The 20,815-nt window shown below is 66.2% G+C and carries 20 protein-coding genes; 9 read left to right on the top strand and 11 right to left on the bottom strand.

The window, feature by feature from the left end; all coding sequences use genetic code 11:
- Positions 1-7 precede the first annotated feature (7 nt).
- On the bottom strand, positions 8-391 hold the full coding sequence (locus LQ144_RS07375; RefSeq protein ID WP_230117927.1) for a cold shock domain-containing protein: 384 nt from the start codon (positions 389-391) through the stop codon (positions 8-10).
- A gap of 185 nt (positions 392-576) precedes the next feature.
- On the opposite strand from LQ144_RS07375, the gene LQ144_RS07370 reads away from it, so the two are divergent.
- From LQ144_RS07370 to LQ144_RS07345, 6 genes are all read left to right on the top strand, one after another.
- A complete protein-coding gene (locus tag LQ144_RS07370) occupies positions 577-810 on the top strand; it encodes a hypothetical protein (RefSeq protein ID WP_230117926.1) in 234 nt (77 codons plus the stop codon).
- Between the two features lie 10 nt (positions 811-820).
- Complete coding sequence (locus LQ144_RS07365) at positions 821-3,319, top strand: helicase-associated domain-containing protein (protein WP_230117925.1); 2,499 nt, start codon at positions 821-823, stop codon at positions 3,317-3,319.
- Positions 3,320-3,332: 13 nt separating this feature from the next.
- A complete protein-coding gene (locus LQ144_RS07360) occupies positions 3,333-4,979 on the top strand; it encodes a DNA repair helicase XPB (RefSeq protein ID WP_230117924.1) in 1,647 nt (548 codons plus the stop codon).
- Between the two features lie 62 nt (positions 4,980-5,041).
- Positions 5,042-5,755 carry a response regulator transcription factor gene (locus tag LQ144_RS07355; RefSeq protein ID WP_230117991.1) on the top strand — a complete coding sequence of 238 codons (714 nt, stop codon included), beginning with the start codon at positions 5,042-5,044 and terminating at the stop codon, positions 5,753-5,755.
- 2 nt (positions 5,756-5,757) lie between these two features.
- Positions 5,758-7,290 (top strand): HAMP domain-containing sensor histidine kinase, encoded by a 1,533-nt coding sequence (locus tag LQ144_RS07350; RefSeq protein WP_230117923.1) that lies wholly within the window; start codon positions 5,758-5,760, stop codon positions 7,288-7,290.
- Positions 7,291-7,414: 124 nt separating this feature from the next.
- On the top strand, positions 7,415-7,702 hold the full coding sequence (locus tag LQ144_RS07345) for a WXG100 family type VII secretion target (RefSeq protein ID WP_230117922.1): 288 nt from the start codon (positions 7,415-7,417) through the stop codon (positions 7,700-7,702).
- 37 nt (positions 7,703-7,739) lie between these two features.
- On the opposite strand, the gene LQ144_RS07340 is transcribed toward LQ144_RS07345, so the two are convergent.
- The 6 genes from LQ144_RS07340 to LQ144_RS07315 all read right to left on the bottom strand — a co-directional run bounded on the left by LQ144_RS07340 (position 7,740) and on the right by LQ144_RS07315 (position 13,690).
- Positions 7,740-8,864: a ribonuclease HI family protein gene (locus LQ144_RS07340; RefSeq protein ID WP_230117921.1), complete on the bottom strand. Its 1,125-nt coding sequence runs from the start codon at positions 8,862-8,864 to the stop codon at positions 7,740-7,742.
- Positions 8,865-9,024: 160 nt separating this feature from the next.
- On the bottom strand, positions 9,025-10,653 hold the full coding sequence (gene groL, locus LQ144_RS07335; RefSeq protein ID WP_230117920.1) for a chaperonin GroEL: 1,629 nt from the start codon (positions 10,651-10,653) through the stop codon (positions 9,025-9,027).
- Positions 10,654-10,942: 289 nt separating this feature from the next.
- The gene (locus LQ144_RS07330; RefSeq protein WP_230117919.1) at positions 10,943-12,226 is read right to left on the bottom strand and encodes an ABC transporter substrate-binding protein; all 1,284 of its coding nucleotides are present in this window, start codon (positions 12,224-12,226) and stop codon (positions 10,943-10,945) included.
- A gap of 32 nt (positions 12,227-12,258) precedes the next feature.
- The gene (locus LQ144_RS07325; protein WP_230117918.1) at positions 12,259-12,462 is read right to left on the bottom strand and encodes a cold-shock protein; all 204 of its coding nucleotides are present in this window, start codon (positions 12,460-12,462) and stop codon (positions 12,259-12,261) included.
- 158 nt (positions 12,463-12,620) lie between these two features.
- A complete protein-coding gene (locus tag LQ144_RS07320; RefSeq protein WP_230117917.1) occupies positions 12,621-13,265 on the bottom strand; it encodes a LytR C-terminal domain-containing protein in 645 nt (214 codons plus the stop codon).
- 50 nt (positions 13,266-13,315) lie between these two features.
- Positions 13,316-13,690 (bottom strand): DUF3263 domain-containing protein, encoded by a 375-nt coding sequence (locus tag LQ144_RS07315; RefSeq protein WP_230117916.1) that lies wholly within the window; start codon positions 13,688-13,690, stop codon positions 13,316-13,318.
- Positions 13,691-13,879: 189 nt separating this feature from the next.
- On the opposite strand from LQ144_RS07315, the gene LQ144_RS07310 reads away from it, so the two are divergent.
- Positions 13,880-14,581 (top strand): uracil-DNA glycosylase, encoded by a 702-nt coding sequence (locus LQ144_RS07310; RefSeq protein ID WP_230117990.1) that lies wholly within the window; start codon positions 13,880-13,882, stop codon positions 14,579-14,581.
- 45 nt (positions 14,582-14,626) lie between these two features.
- On the top strand, positions 14,627-15,466 hold the full coding sequence (locus tag LQ144_RS07305; protein ID WP_230117915.1) for a siderophore-interacting protein: 840 nt from the start codon (positions 14,627-14,629) through the stop codon (positions 15,464-15,466).
- A 5-nt stretch (positions 15,467-15,471) separates the two neighbouring features.
- On the opposite strand, the gene LQ144_RS07300 is transcribed toward LQ144_RS07305, so the two are convergent.
- The 3 genes from LQ144_RS07300 to LQ144_RS07290 form a co-directional block, all read right to left on the bottom strand.
- Complete coding sequence (locus tag LQ144_RS07300) at positions 15,472-16,968, bottom strand: threonine/serine exporter family protein (RefSeq protein WP_230117914.1); 1,497 nt, start codon at positions 16,966-16,968, stop codon at positions 15,472-15,474.
- 49 nt (positions 16,969-17,017) lie between these two features.
- The gene (locus LQ144_RS07295) at positions 17,018-18,091 is read right to left on the bottom strand and encodes a peptidoglycan bridge formation glycyltransferase FemA/FemB family protein (RefSeq protein WP_230117913.1); all 1,074 of its coding nucleotides are present in this window, start codon (positions 18,089-18,091) and stop codon (positions 17,018-17,020) included.
- 113 nt (positions 18,092-18,204) lie between these two features.
- On the bottom strand, positions 18,205-19,038 hold the full coding sequence (locus LQ144_RS07290) for a DNA/RNA non-specific endonuclease (RefSeq protein ID WP_230117912.1): 834 nt from the start codon (positions 19,036-19,038) through the stop codon (positions 18,205-18,207).
- 145 nt (positions 19,039-19,183) lie between these two features.
- On the opposite strand from LQ144_RS07290, the gene LQ144_RS07285 reads away from it, so the two are divergent.
- Entirely contained in the window at positions 19,184-19,762 is a 579-nt protein-coding gene (locus LQ144_RS07285) for a TspO/MBR family protein (RefSeq protein ID WP_230117911.1), read from the top strand.
- A gap of 4 nt (positions 19,763-19,766) precedes the next feature.
- Here LQ144_RS07285 and LQ144_RS07280 read toward each other — a convergent pair.
- The coding region (locus LQ144_RS07280; protein ID WP_230117910.1) for an L-serine ammonia-lyase at positions 19,767-20,815 on the bottom strand (1,049 nt) is incomplete at its 5' end.

Here is a 20,815-nt window from a genome sequence, read left to right as displayed (position 1 = left end):
TGGATGCCTAAGCGTCCAGCTCGTCGGCAACCTTGCGCAGGGCGGCCGCGATGGCCTTGCCCTTGTTGCCCTCCGGGTATTTGCCCGCAGAAAGGGTTCCGGACAGGTTATCCAGCACTGTGACGAGGTCCTGAACGAGCGGCGCGAGATCCCTGGCGCTGGGGCGCTTGGCCTTGGCGATGGACGGCGTCTTGTCCAGGACGCGCAGGCCGAGGGCCTGGGCGCCCTTGCGGCCGTCGGCCACGCCGAACTCCACACGGGTGCCGGCCTTCAGTTCGGTGACGCCCTCGGGAAGCGCCGACTTGGGCAGGAACACTTCCTGCCCGTCCTCGCCTGCGAGGAATCCGAATCCCTTGTCCTTGTCATACCACTTGACTTTGCCGGTAGGCACGTAATCAACCTTCTTCGTTCTGGCGTTATATAAGACATGTCCGGCCATCAGCGCATCCGCACGGATGTGCGGGTTCAGGGTGTGACTGCCTGGTCCATGTTGGTCTGTTGCCTCAAGGTTATCCTGACTGGCTTGGGATTCCTGCTTTGAGGCGCGGCCGCGGCCGGACTGTTAGCGTTACGTGCATGATACCCACGCGTTTCCGGCGTCCCCTGATGATCGCCGCAGCGGTCCTGGCAGTGCTTTCCGTGGCCGCCGTGGGAATGGTGATGGCGTTGGCGTTTGGCGGCCAGCCGGCCCCTCCCTGGATAACTTCCGCCGCCCTTTACGGACTTCCGGTGGCCTTCGTCCTGATGTTCGTCCTGGTGATCGACGGAGTTACCGCCCGCCGCCGGGCAGGAAACGGCGGCTGGCGGTAACGTTGGACTGATGTCCCTTATTCGTGCGCTAAGCAAGGAACTGGAGGCACGCAGCGACGAGTCGCTGCGGGCTCTTTTCGCTGCGCGGCCGGATTTGATTTCGCCCGGTGTTCCGGATTTTGCGGCCCTGGCAGCACGCGCGAGCGCACGGGTCAGCGTGCAGCGGGCGCTGGAGCGCCTGAACCGGCCACAGATGCAGGTGCTGGAGACCCTTCATCTGTGCACGAACACCGATACCGGGCACAGCGCCTCGGCCACGGGCGTCAGGAAACTGATCGCCGGCTCAACGGTGGCCGCCGTTGAGCGGATCCTGCTCTCGCTCCAGGAGTTGGCCCTGGTCCACCGGGCCGAGCCCCCTCACAGCGCCGGCCCCTCCGCGCACCGGCAACGGTTCTACCTGCCGGTGGGCAGCCTGAAGGACGTGGTTGGAATCTATCCGGCCGGGCTGGGCCGCAGTTACACCGAGCTGGTCCGGCTGCAGCCCGCCTTCGCCCAGCGCGTGGTCCATCTGGTGGCCGAACTGCACCGCAGCGGCGCCGAAATCCAGCCGGCAACCACACCGATGGAGGCCGCGCTGGCGCTGCAGCACTGGACATCCTCCCCGGAGGCCCTGCGTGCCATCCTCGCCGAGGCACCGGAACGCACGACGGCGTTGCTCGCCCGGTTCAGCAACTGGGCCATGGGTGCCGTCCCCCAGGCGCAGCGGAAAGCGTCCGTCACCGCTGAGGGTCCCGACGTCGGGCCTGTTGACTGGCTGCTGGCCCGGGGTCTGCTGGTGCCGCTGGATGCCGCGCACGTGGAACTTCCGCACAGCGTCGGCATGTCGCTCCGCGGCGGCGCGGTGATTGATGATTTTTCGCTGACTCCCCCCCGGCCGACGCTGGGAACAACCACTGGGTCCCTACGCCGAAACGCCGCACTGGGAGCGATCGCCGAAACCCTGCGGCTTACCGGAGAGCTGCTCCACGCGATCAGGGAACAGCCGCTGGCCACGCTGCGGAGCGGCGGAGTGGGCATCCGCGAAATGCGCAGGCTTGCCGACTCGTTGCGGGTGGACCAGCATATTGCCGCCGTGCTGCTGGAGTTCTGTGCGCTGTCGGGGCTGGTCCGGCTGGACGTGGACAGCTCCTGCTGGGTGCAGCCGCCCCAGCTGGAATGGCTGAGCCTCCCCCGGCAGGAACAGTGGCTATGGCTTGTCAACGCGTGGCTGGCCAGCGAAAGGGCTCCGTCCCTGGTGGGGCAGCCCACCAGCGGCCCGCCGGCCGGCCCGCCAAACCACCGGACGCCCACTGGAACCGTAGTCAACGCACTGTCCGCTGAGGCGCAGCGGTCCGACGCGCCCGTTGTCCGCAAACGAATCCTGGAAATACTGCAGGAGCTGACGCTCGAGGCCGAAGCGCCCGATGGCACCGCTCCCGTCCTTAACGCCGATGCCGTGCTGCAGCGCGCCGAATGGTCCCAGCCCCGCATGGCGCGGCGCTTCAGCTCGCTGATCCGGGGAGTCCTGGCAGAGGCGGAGATGCTCGGGCTGGTCGGTTCCGGTGCCCTCAGCCAGCTGGGAGCCGCCATCGCAGCCGACGCGCCGGACGACGCCATGGACATCCTCGGCGAACACCTGCCTGCCGCGCTCAACCACGTCCTGCTGCAGGCCGACCTGACCGCCGTCGCTCCCGGGTATCTGACGCCCGAATTGAGCGAACAGCTGCAGCGGATGGCAGATGCCGAGGGACAGGGCCCGGCCACCATCTACCGCTTCTCGGTGCAGTCCATCCGGCGGGCCCTGGACTCGGGGCAGGATGCCGCGGCCATCCTGGAATTTCTCCGCCGGCATTCGGCCACCGCTGTACCGCAGCCGCTGGAGTACCTCGTGGAGGATACCGCCCAGCGGCACGGCAAACTGCGGGTTGGCGCCGCCGCCAGCTTCATCCAGAGCGACGACGAAGCGGCCCTTTTGGAGCTGGCCGGTGAAGCCGCGGCGGCCTCCCTGAACCTGGTCCGGATCGCCCCCACGGTCCTGGTGTCGCATGCATCGCCCCGGCAGACCGCTTTGGTGTTGCGCGGGCTGGGACTGTCGCCCGCCGTCGAAGAGCCGGAATCCGCCGTCGTCCGGTTTAACCGCACCACACCGGTTGCGGGCGCAGGCGCCCGTCCGGTGTACAGCGCGCCGCGGACGGCGCCGCCGGACGCCGACATTGCGGCGCAGCTGGCGGTGCTCCGCAGCCGCGCGGCCGTGGCAGGCTCCAACGGCCACCATTCCAGTGCGGCCCTCAACGGCGGAGAGGAAGCAACGCAGCTGGGACTGGAAACACTGCGGAAGGCCATCCGACTCAAGCAGCGCGTGACCATGAACGTGGTGGACAGCCTGGGGAATGCCAAGCTGGAAACGGTTGTTCCGGTGTCTGTAACCGGCGGACGGGTCCGGGTTTTCGACCCTGCCAAGGACACCGAGCGAGTGCTGTCCATCCACCGGATCATCGACATCGAAGCTACAGAGGAAATGCACCAGTGAAGGTTTTCGCCGCATGAATGACGGCCCGCTGATTGTCCAAAGCGACAAAACCATCCTCCTCGAAGTGGATCACGAGCAGGCCACCGAGGCCAGGCACGCCATCGCGGCCTTTGCCGAGCTGGAGCGCGCGCCGGAGCACATGCACAGCTACCGGCTGACCCCGCTGGGGCTTTGGAACGCACGGGCTGCGGGGCTGGATGCCGAGAAGGTGCTGGACACCCTGCTCAAGTACTCCCGCTTCCCAGTGCCGCACTCGCTCCTGATCGACATCGAAGAAACCATGTCCCGCTACGGCCGGCTCCGGCTTGAGAAGGATCCGCAACACGGGCTGGTGATGCGCACCAGCGACTACCCGGTGCTCGAGGAGGTCAGCCGGGCCAAGAAGATCCAGCCGCTGCTGGGTCCGCGCATTGACGGCGAGACCGTAGTCGTCCACTCCTCGCAGCGCGGCCAGCTGAAACAGCTCCTGCTTAAGATCGGCTGGCCGGCGGAGGACCTGGCGGGGTACGTCGACGGCACGCCCCACCCCATCATGCTCAACGAGTCCGGCTGGAAGCTGCGGCCGTACCAGCAACTGGCGGCGGAGAACTTCTGGGCCGGCGGCAGCGGTGTTGTGGTGCTCCCCTGCGGTGCCGGCAAAACCCTGGTGGGCGCCGCGGCGATGGCCACGAGCTCCACCACCACCCTCATCCTCGTCACCAACACCGTCTCCGCGAGGCAGTGGAAGGACGAACTCCTCAAGCGGACCTCGCTCACGGAAGATGAAATAGGCGAGTATTCGGGGGCGGTCAAGGAAGTCCGGCCAGTCACGATCGCCACGTACCAGGTGCTGACGACGAAACGCGGCGGCCTCTATCCGCATCTGGAGCTTGTGGACGGCCACGACTGGGGTCTGATCATTTACGACGAAGTCCATCTGCTCCCAGCACCGATCTTCCGGATGACGGCGGACCTCCAGGCCCGCCGCCGGCTGGGGCTGACTGCCACGCTGGTGCGTGAGGACGGCCGTGAAGGCGAGGTGTTCAGCCTCATCGGCCCCAAGCGCTATGACGCGCCGTGGAAGGACATCGAGGCCCAGGGCTATATTGCCCCGGCGGACTGCGTCGAGGTCCGCGTGGACCTCCCCCGCGATGAACGCGTCGCCTACGCCATGGCCGACGACGCGGACAAGTACCGGCTGTGCGCCACGTCCGAAACGAAGACCCAGGTGGCGGAGCAGCTGGTGGAAAAGCACCGCGGCGAGCAGGTGCTGGTGATCGGCCAGTACATCGACCAGCTGGATGAGCTCGGCGAGCGCCTGGGCGCTCCGGTCATCAAGGGCGAGACATCCGTCAAGGAGCGCCAGAAGCTCTTCGCGGCTTTCCGCGCGGGCGACGTCCAGACGCTCGTGGTCTCCAAGGTGGCCAACTTTTCCATCGATCTCCCGGAGGCGTCAGTGGCCATCCAGGTCTCCGGTTCCTTCGGGTCGCGGCAGGAGGAGGCCCAGCGGCTCGGCCGGCTGCTGCGCCCCAAGCAGGACGGCAGGGCGGCGCGTTTCTATTCGCTGGTGGCCAGGGACACCCTGGACCAGGACTTCGCCGCCAAACGCCAGCGGTTCCTGGCCGAACAGGGCTATGCCTACCGGATCATGGACGCGAAGGACGCGGGCGCGGTGGGCTAGCCACAACCAACACACAACTTTCATTCAGAAAACTCCCAGTTTCTGGGAGCATCATGGGAGATATGAAAAAGAACGGTGCCGAAGCAAAGCTCCTCGTGGTCGATGATGAACCGAACATCCGCGAGCTGCTGTCCACGTCGCTGCGCTTCGCAGGGTTTGAGGTGGTGTCTGCGGGCAACGGGCGCGACGCCCTGGCCGCAGCAGAAGCCCATACCCCCGACCTTGCGGTGCTCGATGTGATGCTTCCGGATATGGACGGGTTCACCGTGACGCGCCGGCTCCGTGCCGCGGGCAAACACTTCCCGGTCCTGTTCCTCACCGCCAAAGACGACACCGAGGACAAAGTCACCGGACTCACGGTGGGCGGTGACGACTACGTCACCAAGCCGTTCAGCCTCGACGAAGTGGTGGCCCGGATCCGTGCAGTGCTCCGCCGCACCCAGCCGATGCTCGACGACGACGAAGCTGTCATCCGCGTGGACGACCTCGAGCTCGACGACGACGCCCACGAGGTGCGCCGCGGCGGGACGGTGATTGAGCTGTCCCCCACCGAGTTCAAGCTTTTGCGGTACCTGATGCTCAATCCGAACCGGGTGCTCTCCAAGGCACAGATCCTGGACCACGTCTGGGAATACGACTTCAACGGCGATGCCTCGATCGTGGAGTCCTACATCTCGTACCTGCGCCGCAAGGTGGACATCGATCCCGAAGCCCCGGCCCTCATCCAGACCAAGCGGGGTGTGGGGTACGTGCTCCGGACAGCAGAAAAGCGCTGATCTTGCTCGAACGTTGGAAGTCCGCCACCCTCCGGTCCCAGCTGGTGGCCATCATGATGGCTCTCATGCTGGTGGCACTCGCCGTGACCGGAGTCGGCACACTGACGTTGTTGCGCAGCTTTCTTGAGGGGCAGGTGGACGACAAGCTCCGGGCCGCCGTCGAGTCCGCCGAGCAGCAGCGGTCCTTCAGCCAGCTCATTGTGCCCAACCCGGTGATCCCCACCGATTACACGGTCACGGTCTATTATCCGGGAGCCGCGGGGCGCAACCTCGATGGAAAGACTCAGGAGCGCCCGGACATCGACCACATCACAATTGATGAGGCCCGGCTGCGGGGGTTCAAGCCGTACCAGGTCCGCGGTACGGACGGTGCAAACTGGCGGGTGGTCGCCGTCAGCATCCTGGACAGCAACCAGCAGAGGGCAGTGGTGGTTGTGGGGCTGCCGCTTTCGCCGGTGGACGAAGTGCTGCGCCATGCCACGCTGGTTGTGGTGGGCGTTGGCCTGTTGACCCTGATCCTCGCCTTCTTCATCGCGTCCTGGATGGTAACCAGGTCGTTCAGGCCACTCGCCCGGGTGGAGAAAACTGCCGCCGCGATCGCGGCCGGTGACTTGTCGCGCCGTGTGGCCGTGGGTAATCCGGCCACGGAGGTGGGCCGCCTCGGACGTTCGCTGAATGCCATGCTGGCCCACATCGAGGCCGCCTTTGCCGCCCGGATGGCATCCGAGGACCGGATGCGGCGCTTCGCGGCGGATGCTTCCCATGAGCTGCGCACTCCGCTGGTGACCATCAGGGGCTATTCCGAGCTCTACCGGCACGGGGCGCTGCAAACTGACGAGGACGTGTCGACTGCCATGGGCAGGATCGAGAGCGAAGCCAAACGGATGGGCTCCATGGTGGAGGACCTGCTCCTGCTTGCCCGGCTGGACGAGCAGCGGCCCCTGCAGGAGAAGCCCGTTGACCTGCAGCTCATCGCCCACGATGCCGTGGTGGACACGCAGGCGAGCGACCGGGACCGCACGATCACCCTGACCGGGCTCGACGGTGGAAACGCCGCGCCGGCACCCGTGCTCGGCGACGAGTTGAAGCTGCGTCAGGTGGTGGGCAACCTGGTGGGAAATGCACTGCGGTACACGCCCGAGGGAACGCCGATAGAGCTTGCCGTGGGTGTGCGAAATGACGAGGACGGTGCGCCGCTGTCTGTCCTCGAAGTCCGGGACCACGGACCCGGTATTCCTGAAAGCGAAGCGCCGAAGGTCTTCGAGCGCTTCTACCGGTCAGACACCTCACGCACGCGGGAAACCGGCGGCAGCGGCCTTGGCCTTGCCATCGTGGCGGCCATCATCGGTTCGCACGGCGGCTCTGTGCGGGTGGAAACCACCGACGGCGGCGGCGCAACCCTGGCGGTCAGCCTCCCGCTCCGGGATGACTCGGAGGACGGCCACCGCGGGGACGGAGCCAGCGAGGACCTGGGCAGCCATAACGATGGGCAGGACCGCGGCAGCCAGGACGACGGGCAGGTTATCCACATATAGGAACCGGCTGTGGTGCGGGCTGCCGTCATGTTCGTAGGCTCGACTCAGCGGACCGGGAGACCGGCCGCTTCTTCCAATTCCGGTCCGCGAACCCCGGTTCCGCGCACGTCGAGAGGCCACAGCTATGAGCATCATTTCCGTCGATACCGAACTCCTCCAGGTGAAGTCAGCCAACGTGAAAGCGACAGTTGACCGCATCAGCGCCGACGTCCAGGCGATGAAGCGTGGCCTGGATGAACTCCAAGCCACGTGGCGCGGTTCGGCCGCCACGAACTTCCAGGCGCTCGTCACCGAGTGGACCCTGACGCAGGGAAAGGTGGAGGCGTCCTTGGCGTCCATCAACCTCGCGCTCTCGTCCGCTGCTGCCACCTACGCCCAGGCCGAACAGGGCAACGCCCAGCGCTTCAGCTGAGACGCCCGTCAGGGCGTGGCAGGTCGTCGTGGACCCGTCAGGCCTCCGGGGTGCCCTGGTGGAAGCGGAGGCGCCATTGTCCGCCATCGAGGACCCACAAGGAGCTGCGAAGGGCCGCGCCGGCGCGGGAGTGGCTCCGGTAGGTGAGCAGGATGGTGTCCGCGCCGATCCGGTCGGCACTAATCACCTCCAGCTCGGTCGGACCGCCCGGGCTTTCCTCGAGCGACATCATCATGGCATCGCGGGTCCAGATCCGGCCGGAGCTGCCGATCTCCGTGAACTCCGGATGCAGAAGAACGCCGGTCCGCCCAATGTCGCTGCGCACATCCGGGCGGAGGAGTTCGCGCTCAAGCGCCTCCACGGATTCCTCCGGGCTGGGGCTGCCGGGGGCCGCGGCAAAGGCATCCGCATCCAGTTCACTGAAGAGATCCGGCTCGCTGGCGGCGGACAGACCCATGCCAGCCACGTCGCCGCGGGCTTGCCTTCGGAGGTCCGGTCCGGAGATGTCCTGGCCGCCGAAAAGGTCCAGTTCGTCGGCCTCGTCCGGTCCGGTACGGTCCGGTCGCGTGCGGTCCGGTTCCGTGCTGGCGGACCCGTCGGTGCTGGCGCCGACGTTCGGCTGGGCGCCGGCGTTCGGCTGGGCGCCGGCGTTCGGCTGGGCGCCTGCCCGGGCCTCCTCTGCGCCGAGCGCCGGCGCTCCGCGGAAGCCGGGCCCGGAGCGTGCGGCCACTCCCTGCTGGAAGGCCACGGCCACGGCCCGGGCGCGCTCGTCGGCCGCTTCGTTCAGGTCATGGCCGGCGTGGCCCTTGACCCATTCGAAGGTGTACTTCCGCCCTGCGAGTTCCTTGTCGATCTCCTTCAGGAGGTCCACGTTCAGCACCGGCTTTCCGTCGGCCTTACGCCATCCCTTGCGCTTCCAGCCCGGCATCCATTTGGTCACCGAGTTGATGACGTACTGGCTGTCGCACAGGATCCGGAGGTCCTCCTGGGGAATGTGGGCCGTAGCGCGGAAAAGGTCCAGCACAGCCATCAGCTCGCCCTGGTTGTTCGTTCCGTGCGGCCACCCTCCGGCGCGCCAGCAATCGTCGTTCACGTACCAGGCCCATCCGGCCGGGCCGGGATTTCCTAAAGCCGAACCGTCGGCCGCTGCTGTAATCGTCACGAATCCATCCTGCCAGACCCTGCCGACACTGAATTTCACGCACCGTTCGCGGGCTGCCGGGCCGTTGCGCCGTCAACGGCGTTAACGACAGCGGCGGCCCCACCCGAAGGTGGGGCCGCCGCTGCTCTTACGCGTTATTCAGCGATGGGAAGGCCGGGGGTTAGAAACCGCCCATGCCGCCCATGTCGTCGCCGCCGCCCATGGCCGGAGCGTTCTTCTCCGGCTTGTCGGCTACTACTGCCTCGGTGGTGAGGAACAGTCCGGCAATGGAAGCCGCGTTCTGCAGGGCAGAGCGGGTTACCTTGACCGGGTCGTTGATGCCGGCAGCCAGCAGGTCGACGTACTCGCCGGTTGCAGCGTTCAGGCCGTGGCCTGCGGGCAGGCCGCGGACCTTGTCGACCACAACGCCGGGCTCCAGGCCTGCGTTGAAGGCGATCTGCTTCAGCGGAGCGTCGATGGCAACGCGGACGATGTTCGCACCGGTTGCCTCGTCGCCGGTCAGGTTCAGGTTGGCGAATGCCTTGAGGCCTGCCTGGATGAGCGCAACGCCACCGCCGGCGACGATGCCCTCTTCAACAGCAGCCTTCGCGTTGCGGACGGCGTCCTCGATGCGGTGCTTGCGTTCCTTGAGCTCAACCTCGGTTGCGGCACCGGCCTTGATGACTGCAACGCCGCCGGCCAGCTTGGCCAGGCGCTCCTGCAGCTTCTCGCGGTCGTAGTCCGAGTCGGAGTTTTCGATCTCGGCGCGGATCTGGGAGACGCGTCCGGCGATCTGGTCGGCGTCGCCGGCACCTTCGACGATGGTGGTCTCGTCCTTGGTGACAACAACCTTGCGGGCGCGGCCCAAGAGCTCGAGGCCAGCGGTCTCCAGCTTCAGGCCGACTTCCTCGGCGATGACCTGGCCACCGGTGAGGATGGCGATGTCGGCGAGCTGCGCCTTGCGGCGGTCACCGAAGCCCGGAGCCTTGACGGCGACGGACTTGAACGTGCCGCGGATCTTGTTGACGATCAGCGTGGCCAGGGCCTCGCCCTCGATGTCTTCGGCGATGATCAGCAGCGGCTTGCTGGACTGCATGACCTTTTCGAGGACAGCAACCAGTTCCTTGACGTTGGAGATCTTGGAGTTGACGATCAGGATGTAGGGGTCCTCCAGGACCGTTTCCTGGCGTTCGGTGTCCGTGACGAAGTACGCGGAGATGTAGCCCTTGTCGAAGCGCATGCCTTCGGTGAGCTCCAGCTCCAGGCCGAAGGTGTTGGACTCCTCGACGGTGATGACACCTTCCTTGCCGACCTTGTCCAGGGCCTCGGCAATGAGAGCACCGATTTCGTCGTCACCGGCGGAGATGGAGGCCGTAGCGGCGATCTCTTCCTTGGTTTCGATTTCCTTGGCGTTGTCCAGCAGTTCGCGGGTTACCGCTTCAACTGCCTTCTCGATGCCGCGCTTGAGGGACAGCGGGTCAGCGCCGGCCGCGACGTTGCGCAGGCCTTCCTTGACCAGTGCCTGTGCCAGCACGGTAGCCGTGGTGGTGCCGTCGCCAGCGACGTCATCCGTCTTCTTGGCAACTTCCTTGACCAGCTCGGCGCCGATCTTCTCGTAAGGATCGTCCAGCTCGATCTCCTTGGCGATGGAAACACCATCGTTGGTGATCGTGGGGGCGCCCCACTTCTTTTCGAGGACGACGTTGCGTCCACGCGGGCCGAGGGTGACCTTGACGGCGTCGGCGAGGATGTTCAGACCCCGCTCAAGACCGCGGCGTGCCTCTTCATCAAATGCAATGATCTTGGCCATAACGGCAGTAGTCCTTTCGGGACAGTCGTTAAGAATGAACCTCGCTGCGGTGCCCGCGACGGACGATCTTTCCTGCAGGCCTCTGTATGCCGGCAGTACGGATCTCACCCCAACCAGGTGTTTCTTTCGCTCCATGCACGGCCGCCGGCCTCGCTGACGGCCTAAACCGGGCGATGCCTTAGCAGTCGATACGCAGGAGTGCTAATCAATAATTAGCACTCCCCCGGGGAGAGTGCAAGCAGTAGGCGCGAAATTCCGTGAGCTTGCGTGCCCGCTTCGCTCCCAGCGATTAATCGGCGGTCCGGCTGGCCGTTTCACTCCCGGTGAGTTTCGCCTTGTTGTCAGCGCCGTAGGTGAACACCATGTAGTTGGCCACTGTGACCTCGCCGTCCGCATCGAACCGGACCGGCCCCGACTCGCCGTCGTAGTCAACCGCGGTTCCGGCTTTGACAGCGGCGAGGCAATCCTTGTACGTCCTGCATGCGGACGGCTTGCCGGCGGGTTGTGTTGCCGCGCCGGAGGCGCCTCCCGAGACGGAGATCAGCTTCGCGGCCACCGATGCACCGGCGTCGTCATCGGCGGCGGCAGCGGCAAGGGCCGCAAGGTTCACCGCGTCGTAGGTTTCCGCGGCGTAGGTCATGTCCTTGAGGCCTGCGTCCACCGCCACGAGTTCACCCTGCAGGTGCGCGGAGGGGAAGACTCCGGGGACGATCCCGTGGGCCCCGTCCAGCGCCTTGGAGGCAAGGTCCGAACCGTACTGCTTGAAGGCGCCGTCGGCCAGGACCAGCTTCTTTCCTGACAGCCCGGCATTGTTGAGTTCGGCAATGGCGCCCTGTGCATCTTCACGGGCAACCACGACGACGGCGTCCGGGGCGGCATCGCGGGCAGCCGCTGCCGCTTTCTGGGAGTCGCCCGGTTTGAAGCCAGCCACTGTCACAGGATCCAGCCCTGCGCTCTTCGCGGCTGCCGCCACGGCCGCCGACACTTCCGTGCCATAGGCGCCGTCCTCGTGGACCACAGCGATGCTCTTGGCGCCGCCGTCCTTGGCCAGCTTCACCAGCACGGCTGCCTGCGCAATGTCGGCGGCCGCGGTACGGAAGTAGTATCCGCCGCTCTTGTAGGTGTTCAGCTGCCAGGCAGTGTTGGCGGGTGAAATGAGCGCCACCTTTGCCTTGGACAGCACGTCGATGGCGGCCGGAGCGTGGCTCGAATCGGTGGGGCCGATCGCCACGTCCGCTTTCGCGTCCACGAGTTCCCGCGCCTGGGCGGCGGTGTCAGCGCTGACTTTTTCCGGCAGCAGCTCCACGGGCTTGCCCTTGTGGCCGCCGGCGGCGTTGATCTCTTGGATGGCGAGTTTGGCGGCCGCCAGCTGTGCACCATTCAGGAACGCCTGGCCGCCGGTGTTGTCCAGGATCAGCCCGATCCGCAAGGTGCCATCGCCGCTGGCCTCGACAGATGCTGTCCGGGCATTTCCGGCTGATCCGGAGCACGCACTCAGCGCCACAACGGCTGCAGCACCCCAGGCGGCGGCGCGGGCGGATGGCCAGCTGCCGGTCCGCCGTCGGGCTGTCACGGGGGCAAGGCTGCGGGCGGCGGGGAACACCACTATGCGGGCCGGACGCTTTCCGCCTGGGGGCCTTTTTCGCCTTCGCCGACCTCAAGTTCAACGCGCTGGCCCTCATCGAGCGCGCGGTAGCCATCACCCTGAATGGCAGACCAGTGCACGAAGACGTCATCGCCCGAGCCGTCAACTGTAATGAAGCCGTAGCCCTTTTCGGCGTTGAACCACTTCACGGTTCCCAATGCCATGATCTCCACACTTTCAGATTGCTTCCGTAAGGCCCACCTCAGCGTGTGCCATGAATTACGCTTCGAAGCCTGAAATCACTCTATCCACTGGGGCCCGCCAGGAGGCAGGCATACAGCCGGAACCGGAGGCAATAGTTATTCAGGCGTAACTCAAATCGTCACTGGAATCCGGGGCCGAGCACCACGGCAACGGGGGTCTGGAACTCTGCACTTTCCACGAACGTCGTGATGTTCAGCAGGGCCCCGATGGCCTCGGCGCTGGCCTTGTGCGCCGCATCTGAGTAGAAGATGACCGACTGCTGCTGGGGCGCGCCCTGCCAGTTGGCCACCTGGCCCAGGGCCCAGCCGTCGGCCTGGACCGTGGCGCCCACCCGGCCCGCGAGTCCGGACGTCAGCGTGCCGTTGTAGACCGAAACGGGGAGGGTTTTGTCCACAGTTGACCCGAGAGCCTGGGCCGCTGCAGGAGCTGTGGCAGAGGGCGATGATGACGGGGTGGCGGAGGGCGAAGCGGCGTTCGAGGCGCCGGACGCCTTCACCGCCGTGGACGGCTTGGCTGAGGAAGTCGCTGACGGCGTCGACGACGGGGCGCCTGCGGCGTTGGCTGACGACGGGCTAGCAGCGGCCTGGAACCCAAGTTGCGGCAGCAGGAGGAACGCGACCAGGCCGACGGCAAGGGCGCCGATCCCCACGCTCAGGATGGGCCACAAACGCGGGCGGGACGGCGCCGAAACGGCACGGTGTACGCCCTGCCGGGAAGAGGCTTCAGGGACCCTGTCGAATTCGTCCCGAGCATAATTGGTCATGGTAAAGCGACGTCCTTGTTGGTCTTCTGCCGGCGGTTCGGCACTAACGATTACGCGTCAGACCCCAGGCGGCGTGCAGTGCGGGCCCGCTGACGTGACGTACGTAGTCTACGCAATCTCTTCACCAGCATGGGGTCGTGGGCCAGCCCAGTCTCAGTATCGATCAGTGCATTGAGGATCTGGTAGTAGTGCGTCGCTGAGAGGTCGAACAGTTCGCGGATGGCCTGTTCCTTGGCGCCGGCGTACTTCCACCACTGCCGTTCCAGCGCCAGCATCTGCTGCTCACGCTCACTCAGCGGCGAGTCCCGTAACTGGAAGTCATCCAGCAGCGAGCCGCGCCGCGGTCCGGTGTTCTGCGCCTGGTCCGCCTGCGGGTTCGGCGCCGCATGCTGTTCTGCGAGATGGTCCTGCAACGGCTCCGCCACTGCATCCTCCTTCGCTGAATCCGGTAAAAGTCCACCACCCATGTTACGGACGAATAACAGCGTTGTCATTTACGCCGTGTGACGTGGGTGGCGCAGAGGGCGGCTGCTGGGAGAATGGGTGCTGTGACTGAACCTGAACCCTTGTTTGAGCTGGGGGCAACCGAGACGGAGACCCTTGGCTTCGCCGAGATGGCCGGGATGCCCCTGATTGAACTTATGGCTCCTGACTGGGCCGGGGCGCTGGCCGCGGTGGAGGGTGAGCTGAGGTCGGTGCTGTCCTTCCTGGCCGGTGAGGTGGCGGCGGGGCATGCGGTGCTGCCGACGCCGTCGAACGTCTTCAGGGCTTTCCGCCAGCCTCTGGCGGATGTGCGGGTGCTGATTGTGGGCCAGGATCCGTACCCCACGCCGGGCCACGCAGTGGGCCTGGCCTTCTCCGTGGACGGCCGGACACGGCCCATCCCCCGCAGCCTGGCGAACATCTACAAGGAACTTGAATCCGACCTGGGGCTTCCGGCAAGGGTCCACGGCGACCTCGGTGCGTGGGCCGGCCAGGGCGTGCTGCTGCTCAACAGGGTCCTGAGCGTGCGCGGGGGCGCCGCCGGCTCACACCGCGGAAAAGGCTGGGAATCCATCACGACGGCGGCGGTCACCGCCGTGCTTGCGCGTCGGACGGCTGATGGCGGCAGGCTCCCGCTGGTAGCGGTGCTTTGGGGAAAGGACGCCGAAGGCGTGCGCCCCCTGCTCGGCGACACCCCGGTGGTGGCCAGCGTCCACCCCAGCCCGTTGTCTGCATCCCGCGGGTTTTTCGGCTCCAGGCCCTTCAGCCGGGCCAATGAATTATTGCAGGAGCAGGGCGACGGCGGAGTTGACTGGGAACTGCCCGTTCTGTGACGCCCCGATGCAGCCGGGCAGGCTACTTAGCCTAGGCTTACTTTCATGACTTCTGTTCCAGCCGCGACGTCCGCCACGCGGAAATCCCGCCCCCAGATCAACCTGACCGTCATCAGGCGCGAGCAGCTTTCCGCGCACATGGTGCGGATTGTGGCGGGCGGCGACGGGTTCGCGGATTATGTGAACAACGGCTTCGTGGACAGGTACGTCAAGATTGCCTTCCCGCAGCCGGGCGTGGAATATCCGCAGCCGCTGGATCTGTGGGCCGTCCGCGAAACGATGCCGCGGGAGCAGTGGCCACACACCCGGACCTACACGGTCCGGTGGGTGGACGAGGCTGCACGTGAGCTGGCCATCGACTTCGTCATCCACGGTGACGAAGGGCTGGCAGGTCCCTGGGCCGCTTCCGCCCAGTCCGGCGACAGCATCATCTTCACCGGCCCGGGAGGCGGCTACAACCCGGATCCCGCGGCCGACTGGCATCTGCTGGCCGGCGACGAGGCGGCTCTGCCCGCGGTGGCCGCCGTCATCGAATCCCTGCCGTCGGACGCCCGCGGGCTCGCGTTCCTGGAGGTGGAGTCCGACGCCGACATCCAGGCGATTGCCGCCCCCGCGGCCCTCCAGCTGGTCTGGCTTCCACGCGAAGGCGTCCCCGCCGGGGGCAGCGAACTGCTGGTCAACGCCGTGCGGAATGCCCAGTGGCCCGACGGCCGGGTGGATGTCTTTGCGCACGGCGAACGGGGCTACATGAAGGGCCTGCGAGAGGTGCTGTTCCGGGAACGCGGGCTGGAGCGCAGCCAGGTGTCTCTGTCCGGCTACTGGGCCAAGGGCCGGGTGGAGGACGACTTCCAGGCCGAGAAAAAGCTGCCGATCGGGAAGATCTAGCGGCGCTAGCGGCGCCGTGCCCGCCGTCGTTCGTTGCTCGCCAGGCTCCGGGTCAGCGGCCTGGCCAAGGTGTCGCCGAGCACAATCCCGCCGGCAACGCCGAGCACAATCGCCCCGGCGTTGAGCATGCCGCCGGCACCGAGCAGGATCTCCGATTCCTCAATCGTCAGCACATACATCGAGCGGAAGATGGTGAGCCCGGGCAGGAGAATCAGTGCCGCCGGAACGGCGACCACCAGCTGGGGTGCGCCCATTTTCAGCGCCACCACGCGGGCCAGCAGCCCAATGACCACGGCTGCCAGCGCCGGGGCAAAACGGGGACCAATGCCGATGGCTTCTCCCCAGATAAGGACAAGGTGGCCCACCACGCCCACGGCCGCCGTCGGGAGCAGCAGCTTCCAGGCCGTCTGCTCCGTGATGCCGATGGCCACGACGGCAATCGCCACCAAGACGACCTGTACCCACAACACATACGCGGGAGGGAACGTCTCGGTCACATTGATCGTCTCCATGCCGGTCATGTCACCGACCACAAACGCGACGGCAATCCCGGCAACAAGCGCGCCGAAAGTCAGCATGGTGGACAGGAACCGGCCGGCCGCCGTGACGGGGAAGCCATTGATCGCATCCTGGACCGAAGACACGAGGCGCCCGGTGGGCAGCAACAGCAGGATGCCGCCCACCACCACGATGGCCGGCGCGATCTGGATCCCTGCCAAGGGGCCGAACCGCCACAGGAGCAGCGCGACAAAGGTGACCACGAAGGAACAGGCGGCCGTGATGAAGAAGTCAGGCACCCGCCACCGGCCCAGCTGCCGTGCCAGCAGGCTGATCAGCAGGTTCGAGCCGAAGGCAATGGCGGACGCTCCCGGTCCGCCGCCCAGCACCCCGACGAAAACCGCGGAAAAGACGCCGAACGCCACCGTGACCATCCAGCGGGGAAAAGGCTTGGGGCTGCGGATGATCTCGTCGAGCCGGCGGATAGCCTCGTCCCTGCCGACGCCGCCGGCCACGATGTCAGTCACCAGCTGGTGGACCTTGGCCAGCCCCGCGTAGTTGTTGGTCCACGAGCGGACCACCCGCAGAAGGGCGATGGGCGTCTGTTCCTTGGGCGCGTAGTTGATGGCCACCGACTGGTTGGTGATGTCCACTTCGATGTTCTTCAGGCCCAGCGCCGCAGTGACCGCGATGATGCTGGTCTCCACTTCGAGGGCACCGGCCCCATACCGGAACATTGATTCGGCCAGGTGCAGGGCGAAGTCCATGGTCTTCCGGGCCGAGGTGTCAACGCCGCTGACCTGGATCATCGGGTTGGCGTAGGGGCTCCCGGCGAGCCGGTCCACGATGCTCAGCGGCGCCGTCGGCGGGTTTTCCCCCTGGACCAGCCGGCGGAGCATGCGCTTGGCCGCCGCATTCTGGTGCAGCTGGGAAGGCGAGAGCGGTTCCGTCTTGGGCAGTCCGTCGGTATGCGGCCTGTTGGCTCCGCGGGGTTGTTTGGTCATTCCGGCCTCCCTCCGTGCAGTGCCGCTGATCTGGGCATAATTGGCTGTCTTAGTAAAATTGCTGTCCGGTCCGGCGGGTATACACCTGCCGCGCCACCCGCTCGCCCGCGGCCATCCACGCCCTGTATTTCAGTGGGCTGATGACCTGGTCGTAGCAGCCCACGAAGTCGGTGACGGTCTTGCTGAAGCTGGTCTTGAACAGGCCGAGTCCGTGGAACGGGTTGGACTTGTCCTTGAGCTTGTCACTCGGCGGGGTGCCGCAGAAGTCGTATTCCGTGCAGCCAAGTTCCTTGACCTGATTGATCGCTGTCCACTGCACCAGGTGCGAATCGCCGTACTGGCTGCGTTTCTGGAGGGAGCCGCCGTCCTTGTAGGTGCCCTTGCGGCCGTAGTTGATCACGAAGGCGCCCACTGAGGGCGCGCCGTTCTCGTAGACGAACAGGAGCCTGCCCTGGCCGCGCTTGATGAAATTGGTCCAGAACTGGCTGTAGTACTCGTACTCCCGGACCCGGACCTGGGACTTCGCCTCGACCGTCGTGGTCATCAGCCCGTACATGGCGCGGAAATTCTCCTCGGTGGGCTCCACGTTCCGCACCTCGACGCCCTCACGCAGGGCGCGGCGTACCGCGTTGCGGCCACGTGAGTGCAGGTTCCGGAGCAGCTGGTTCTCTTCGGGGGAAATATCCAGGAGCGCGGTGGAGTCGTTGGGCTGCAGGTTGTGGGTCTTGACCAGCCCCGCCCCTTCGATGGCCTGACGGGCTGAGTCGGTGAGCACGATGTCCGGTTCGATCTTGATGGCGAAAACGCCGAGCCGCGCCCTCTTGACGAAGTCCGCGTTGGCCCTGGCGATACCGGAAATATCCTCGACGTCGGCCACGTCGGGCCCCTTGATGAGGTACCAGAGTTTACCCAGCACCGGAAAGGTCTTTTCCAGGACCAGGTTGTAGCTCGTGTAGTCGGCTGTTTCGTAGACGAGGTGGAGGGGTTTCCAGCCGAAGTGCTGTTTGACGTCGGCGAAGGCCTCCGACTGCAGCAGGTTTCCGCCGTTCGGATTCGCGGTGACGTGGGAATCCCAGTTGGCGACCTCCTCGGAGGAGGCAAAGCGGGCAGTGAATTCTCGCAAGTGTGCCGTGTCCAATCTTCGCGTACGTGTCTGCAGCTGGTGCCCGGTGAGGCAGCCTCAAGTCTATCCGCCGTGTCTGGCTGCGGGCTTGATACACCCGGGCGCCGCCCTGCTCAGAGCCGTATTTGCGCCGTGTCCGTGAGCAACATCGCATTGCTGTCCGGGCGTGGCCCATTCGGACTGGCAATGAAGCGGTCGGCGTCTTCCAGCTGCGTGAGCGGCATTCCGGACAACGCTGAAATCTGCCGCACGGGCACCTGGAAGGTCCGGAAGGGCCCAAGGGGCGGGGGCTCGTCCGCCAGCAGCCGTTCCGTGATGGCCCGGGCCAGCTCCTCCTTTCCCAGCAGGGGCGACTGATCGAGCAGGAATCCCGCGGCGGCCAGCTGTCCCTCCGTGGTCCAGACGGCGATCTTCCAGAATTTACGGGGTATCTGCACTCCCCTGTACGGCAGATCGTCATCTGCCAGGACCGGGCCGGTGAAAACGCTGATCCTGGCGTCGTACTGTTCCGCGTGGTTGAGCACATGGTCCTCAAGGCCCCGCCACAGTTCCACTCCCTGGTTGAAGTCCGAGGCCTGGGGAGCGGCGTTGGAGTAGGTGAACGTGTCCTGGTTGGCCGTCCGCGCCGTGGTTTCATCGCCCCACACGGGGTCAAGGCGCCGGACCAGATGCCCGCGGTCCAGGTCATTATTCTGGTAAACCTCGGGGCCGGCCTGCACGTTCCGCGGAACCCTGGTGTCAAAATGCCAGATTCCCTCACGGGCCAGCGGCACGAGTTCGCTCCCGTTGATATTGACGGCGGCCACTACGGCCAGTCTGCGCGCAGCTCGAAGCCGGATGGAGATGTGCGTGTAGTCCAGGAGGATGGTGGAACCGGCGGGTGCGGGCAGTTCGACAGAGACCCGCAGAAAGTCGGGAACATATCCGCCGCCGCCAGTGCTCAACATAGCTCAATGGTGGCACCCGGGACTGACACTGTGGAGTGCTCGAACGGTGCGGCGCTGCCCGGATGCGGCGGGTGCGGCTGGTGCGGCCGAATCCTCGGGCGAAGGCTCCCTTGACTCTGGCTCTTCCCGTGGCAAGTGTTGAACCATGGCGACGAAAGACCACGGACCGGTTGCCCCCGAGCGCCGCGATCCGCACGGCCGCAGGGGAACAACCGTCCAGCTGGCCGCGCTCCTGCTGTTCCTGGCTGGCTCCGCGCTGGTGGCCCTCCTCGGTTCACAGGCCACCATCACCAACGTCGACGGCTGGTACGCCTCGGCCAGCAAGGCGCCGTGGTCCCCACCCAACTGGGTGTTCGGACCCGTGTGGACGCTGCTCTACACCGCCATGGCGGTGGCCGCGTGGCTCGTCTGGCGCCGCCAGGCTCCCCCGGCCCGGTCAACCGGAACTCAGATCCCCGCAACCCGGACAGCGCTCACCGTGTACGGCGTTCAGCTGGCCCTGAACCTGGCATGGACGCCCGTGTTCTTCGGTCTCTATCCGGCGCTAGGCACGGCCGCGCTCTGGCTGGCACTGGCGATCATCCTCGCCCTCGCCCTGGCTGTGGCCGCGACAGTGCTGTGCTTCGGCCCGATCAGCCGCGCCGCCGGATTGCTGATGCTGCCCTACCTGTCGTGGGTAGTCTTCGCCGCGAGCCTGAACCTCTGGGCAGCCGTCAACAACTAACTGCTCAGCACTCCACCACGTTGACGGCGAGGCCGCCCATGGCCGTTTCCTTGTATTTGGAGCTCATGTCCTTGCCGGTCTCCCGCATGGTCACGATCACTTCGTCGAGGGACACCCGGTGCGAGCCGTCGCCCCAGAGCGCCATCTTGGCGGCGTTGATGGCCTTCGCTGCCGCGATCGCGTTGCGCTCGATGCAGGGCACCTGCACGAGCCCGCCGATCGGGTCGCAGGTCAGGCCCAGGTTGTGCTCCATGGCGATTTCCGCGGCGTTCTCCACCTGCGCCGGCGTGCCGCCCATGACCTCGGCCAGGCCCGCGGCGGCCATCGACGACGCCGATCCCACCTCGCCCTGGCAACCCACTTCCGCCCCGGAAATGGAGGCCTGTTCCTTGTACAGCACCCCGATGGCGCCGGCGGTCAGCAGGAACTTCACCACGACGTCGTCGCGGTCCTGCTGGGTGGCCTGGTCCATGCCCGGGGCGAAGTGCAGCGCGTAGTACAGCACAGCCGGGATGATGCCCGCGGCCCCGTTCGTGGGCGCGGTCACCACCCTGCCGCCGGAGGCGTTTTCCTCGTTCACGGCCAGGGCAATCAGGTTGACCCATTCCTGCCAGTACTTCGGGTCCCGGAAGCCGGGGTCATGGTCCCGGCTTTCCTTCAGGAGCCGCTCGTGCCAGTCAGGGGCACGACGGCGGACCTTCAGCCCGCCGGGCAGCAGCCCCTCGCGCTTGAGGCTGGTCTCCACGCAGCCCTCCATCACCGAGTAGATGTGAAGAAGCCCTTCGCGGATTTCAGCTTCGGGGCGGGACGCGCGCTCGTTGACCAGCATGATCTCGCCGATCGAGAGTCCCTTGGACTGGCACCGGCCCAGCAGTTCCGCGGCGGTCCGGAACGGCAGCGGAAGCTCCTTCTTGGACTCCTCAAGTTCCTGCTGGGCCGCGTCCTCCTCGCCCTCGCGGACGATGAATCCGCCGCCCACCGAGAAGAAGGTGGCGCTGTGCAGCACCCCGCCGTCCGCGTCGGACACCGTGAAGGTCATGCCGTTGGTGTGCC

Source organism: Arthrobacter sp. Bi83 (assembly GCF_918698095.1).
Classification (GTDB): domain Bacteria; phylum Actinomycetota; class Actinomycetes; order Actinomycetales; family Micrococcaceae; genus Arthrobacter.
Note: the sequence above shows the minus strand (reverse complement) of the source record. Positions and strands in the feature narration are given on the sequence as shown.

What these genes read in the sequence shown, in the direction of transcription:
- LQ144_RS07370 (WP_230117926.1), top strand. Translation starts at nt 577, where the DNA reads ATGATACCCACGCGTTTCCGGCGTCCCCTGATGATCGCCGCAGCGGTC.
- LQ144_RS07365 (WP_230117925.1), top strand. Translation starts at nt 821, where the DNA reads ATGTCCCTTATTCGTGCGCTAAGCAAGGAACTGGAGGCACGCAGCGAC.
- LQ144_RS07360 (WP_230117924.1), top strand. Translation starts at nt 3,333, where the DNA reads ATGAATGACGGCCCGCTGATTGTCCAAAGCGACAAAACCATCCTCCTC.
- LQ144_RS07355 (WP_230117991.1), top strand. Translation starts at nt 5,042, where the DNA reads ATGAAAAAGAACGGTGCCGAAGCAAAGCTCCTCGTGGTCGATGATGAA.
- LQ144_RS07345 (WP_230117922.1), top strand. Translation starts at nt 7,415, where the DNA reads ATGAGCATCATTTCCGTCGATACCGAACTCCTCCAGGTGAAGTCAGCC.
- groL (WP_230117920.1), bottom strand. Translation starts at nt 10,653, where the DNA reads ATGGCCAAGATCATTGCATTTGATGAAGAGGCACGCCGCGGTCTTGAG.
- LQ144_RS07325 (WP_230117918.1), bottom strand. Translation starts at nt 12,462, where the DNA reads ATGGCATTGGGAACCGTGAAGTGGTTCAACGCCGAAAAGGGCTACGGC.
- LQ144_RS07320 (WP_230117917.1), bottom strand. Translation starts at nt 13,265, where the DNA reads ATGACCAATTATGCTCGGGACGAATTCGACAGGGTCCCTGAAGCCTCT.
- LQ144_RS07310 (WP_230117990.1), top strand. Translation starts at nt 13,880, where the DNA reads ATGGCCGGGATGCCCCTGATTGAACTTATGGCTCCTGACTGGGCCGGG.
- LQ144_RS07305 (WP_230117915.1), top strand. Translation starts at nt 14,627, where the DNA reads ATGACTTCTGTTCCAGCCGCGACGTCCGCCACGCGGAAATCCCGCCCC.
- LQ144_RS07300 (WP_230117914.1), bottom strand. Translation starts at nt 16,968, where the DNA reads ATGACCAAACAACCCCGCGGAGCCAACAGGCCGCATACCGACGGACTG.
- LQ144_RS07290 (WP_230117912.1), bottom strand. Translation starts at nt 19,038, where the DNA reads ATGTTGAGCACTGGCGGCGGCGGATATGTTCCCGACTTTCTGCGGGTC.
- LQ144_RS07285 (WP_230117911.1), top strand. Translation starts at nt 19,184, where the DNA reads ATGGCGACGAAAGACCACGGACCGGTTGCCCCCGAGCGCCGCGATCCG.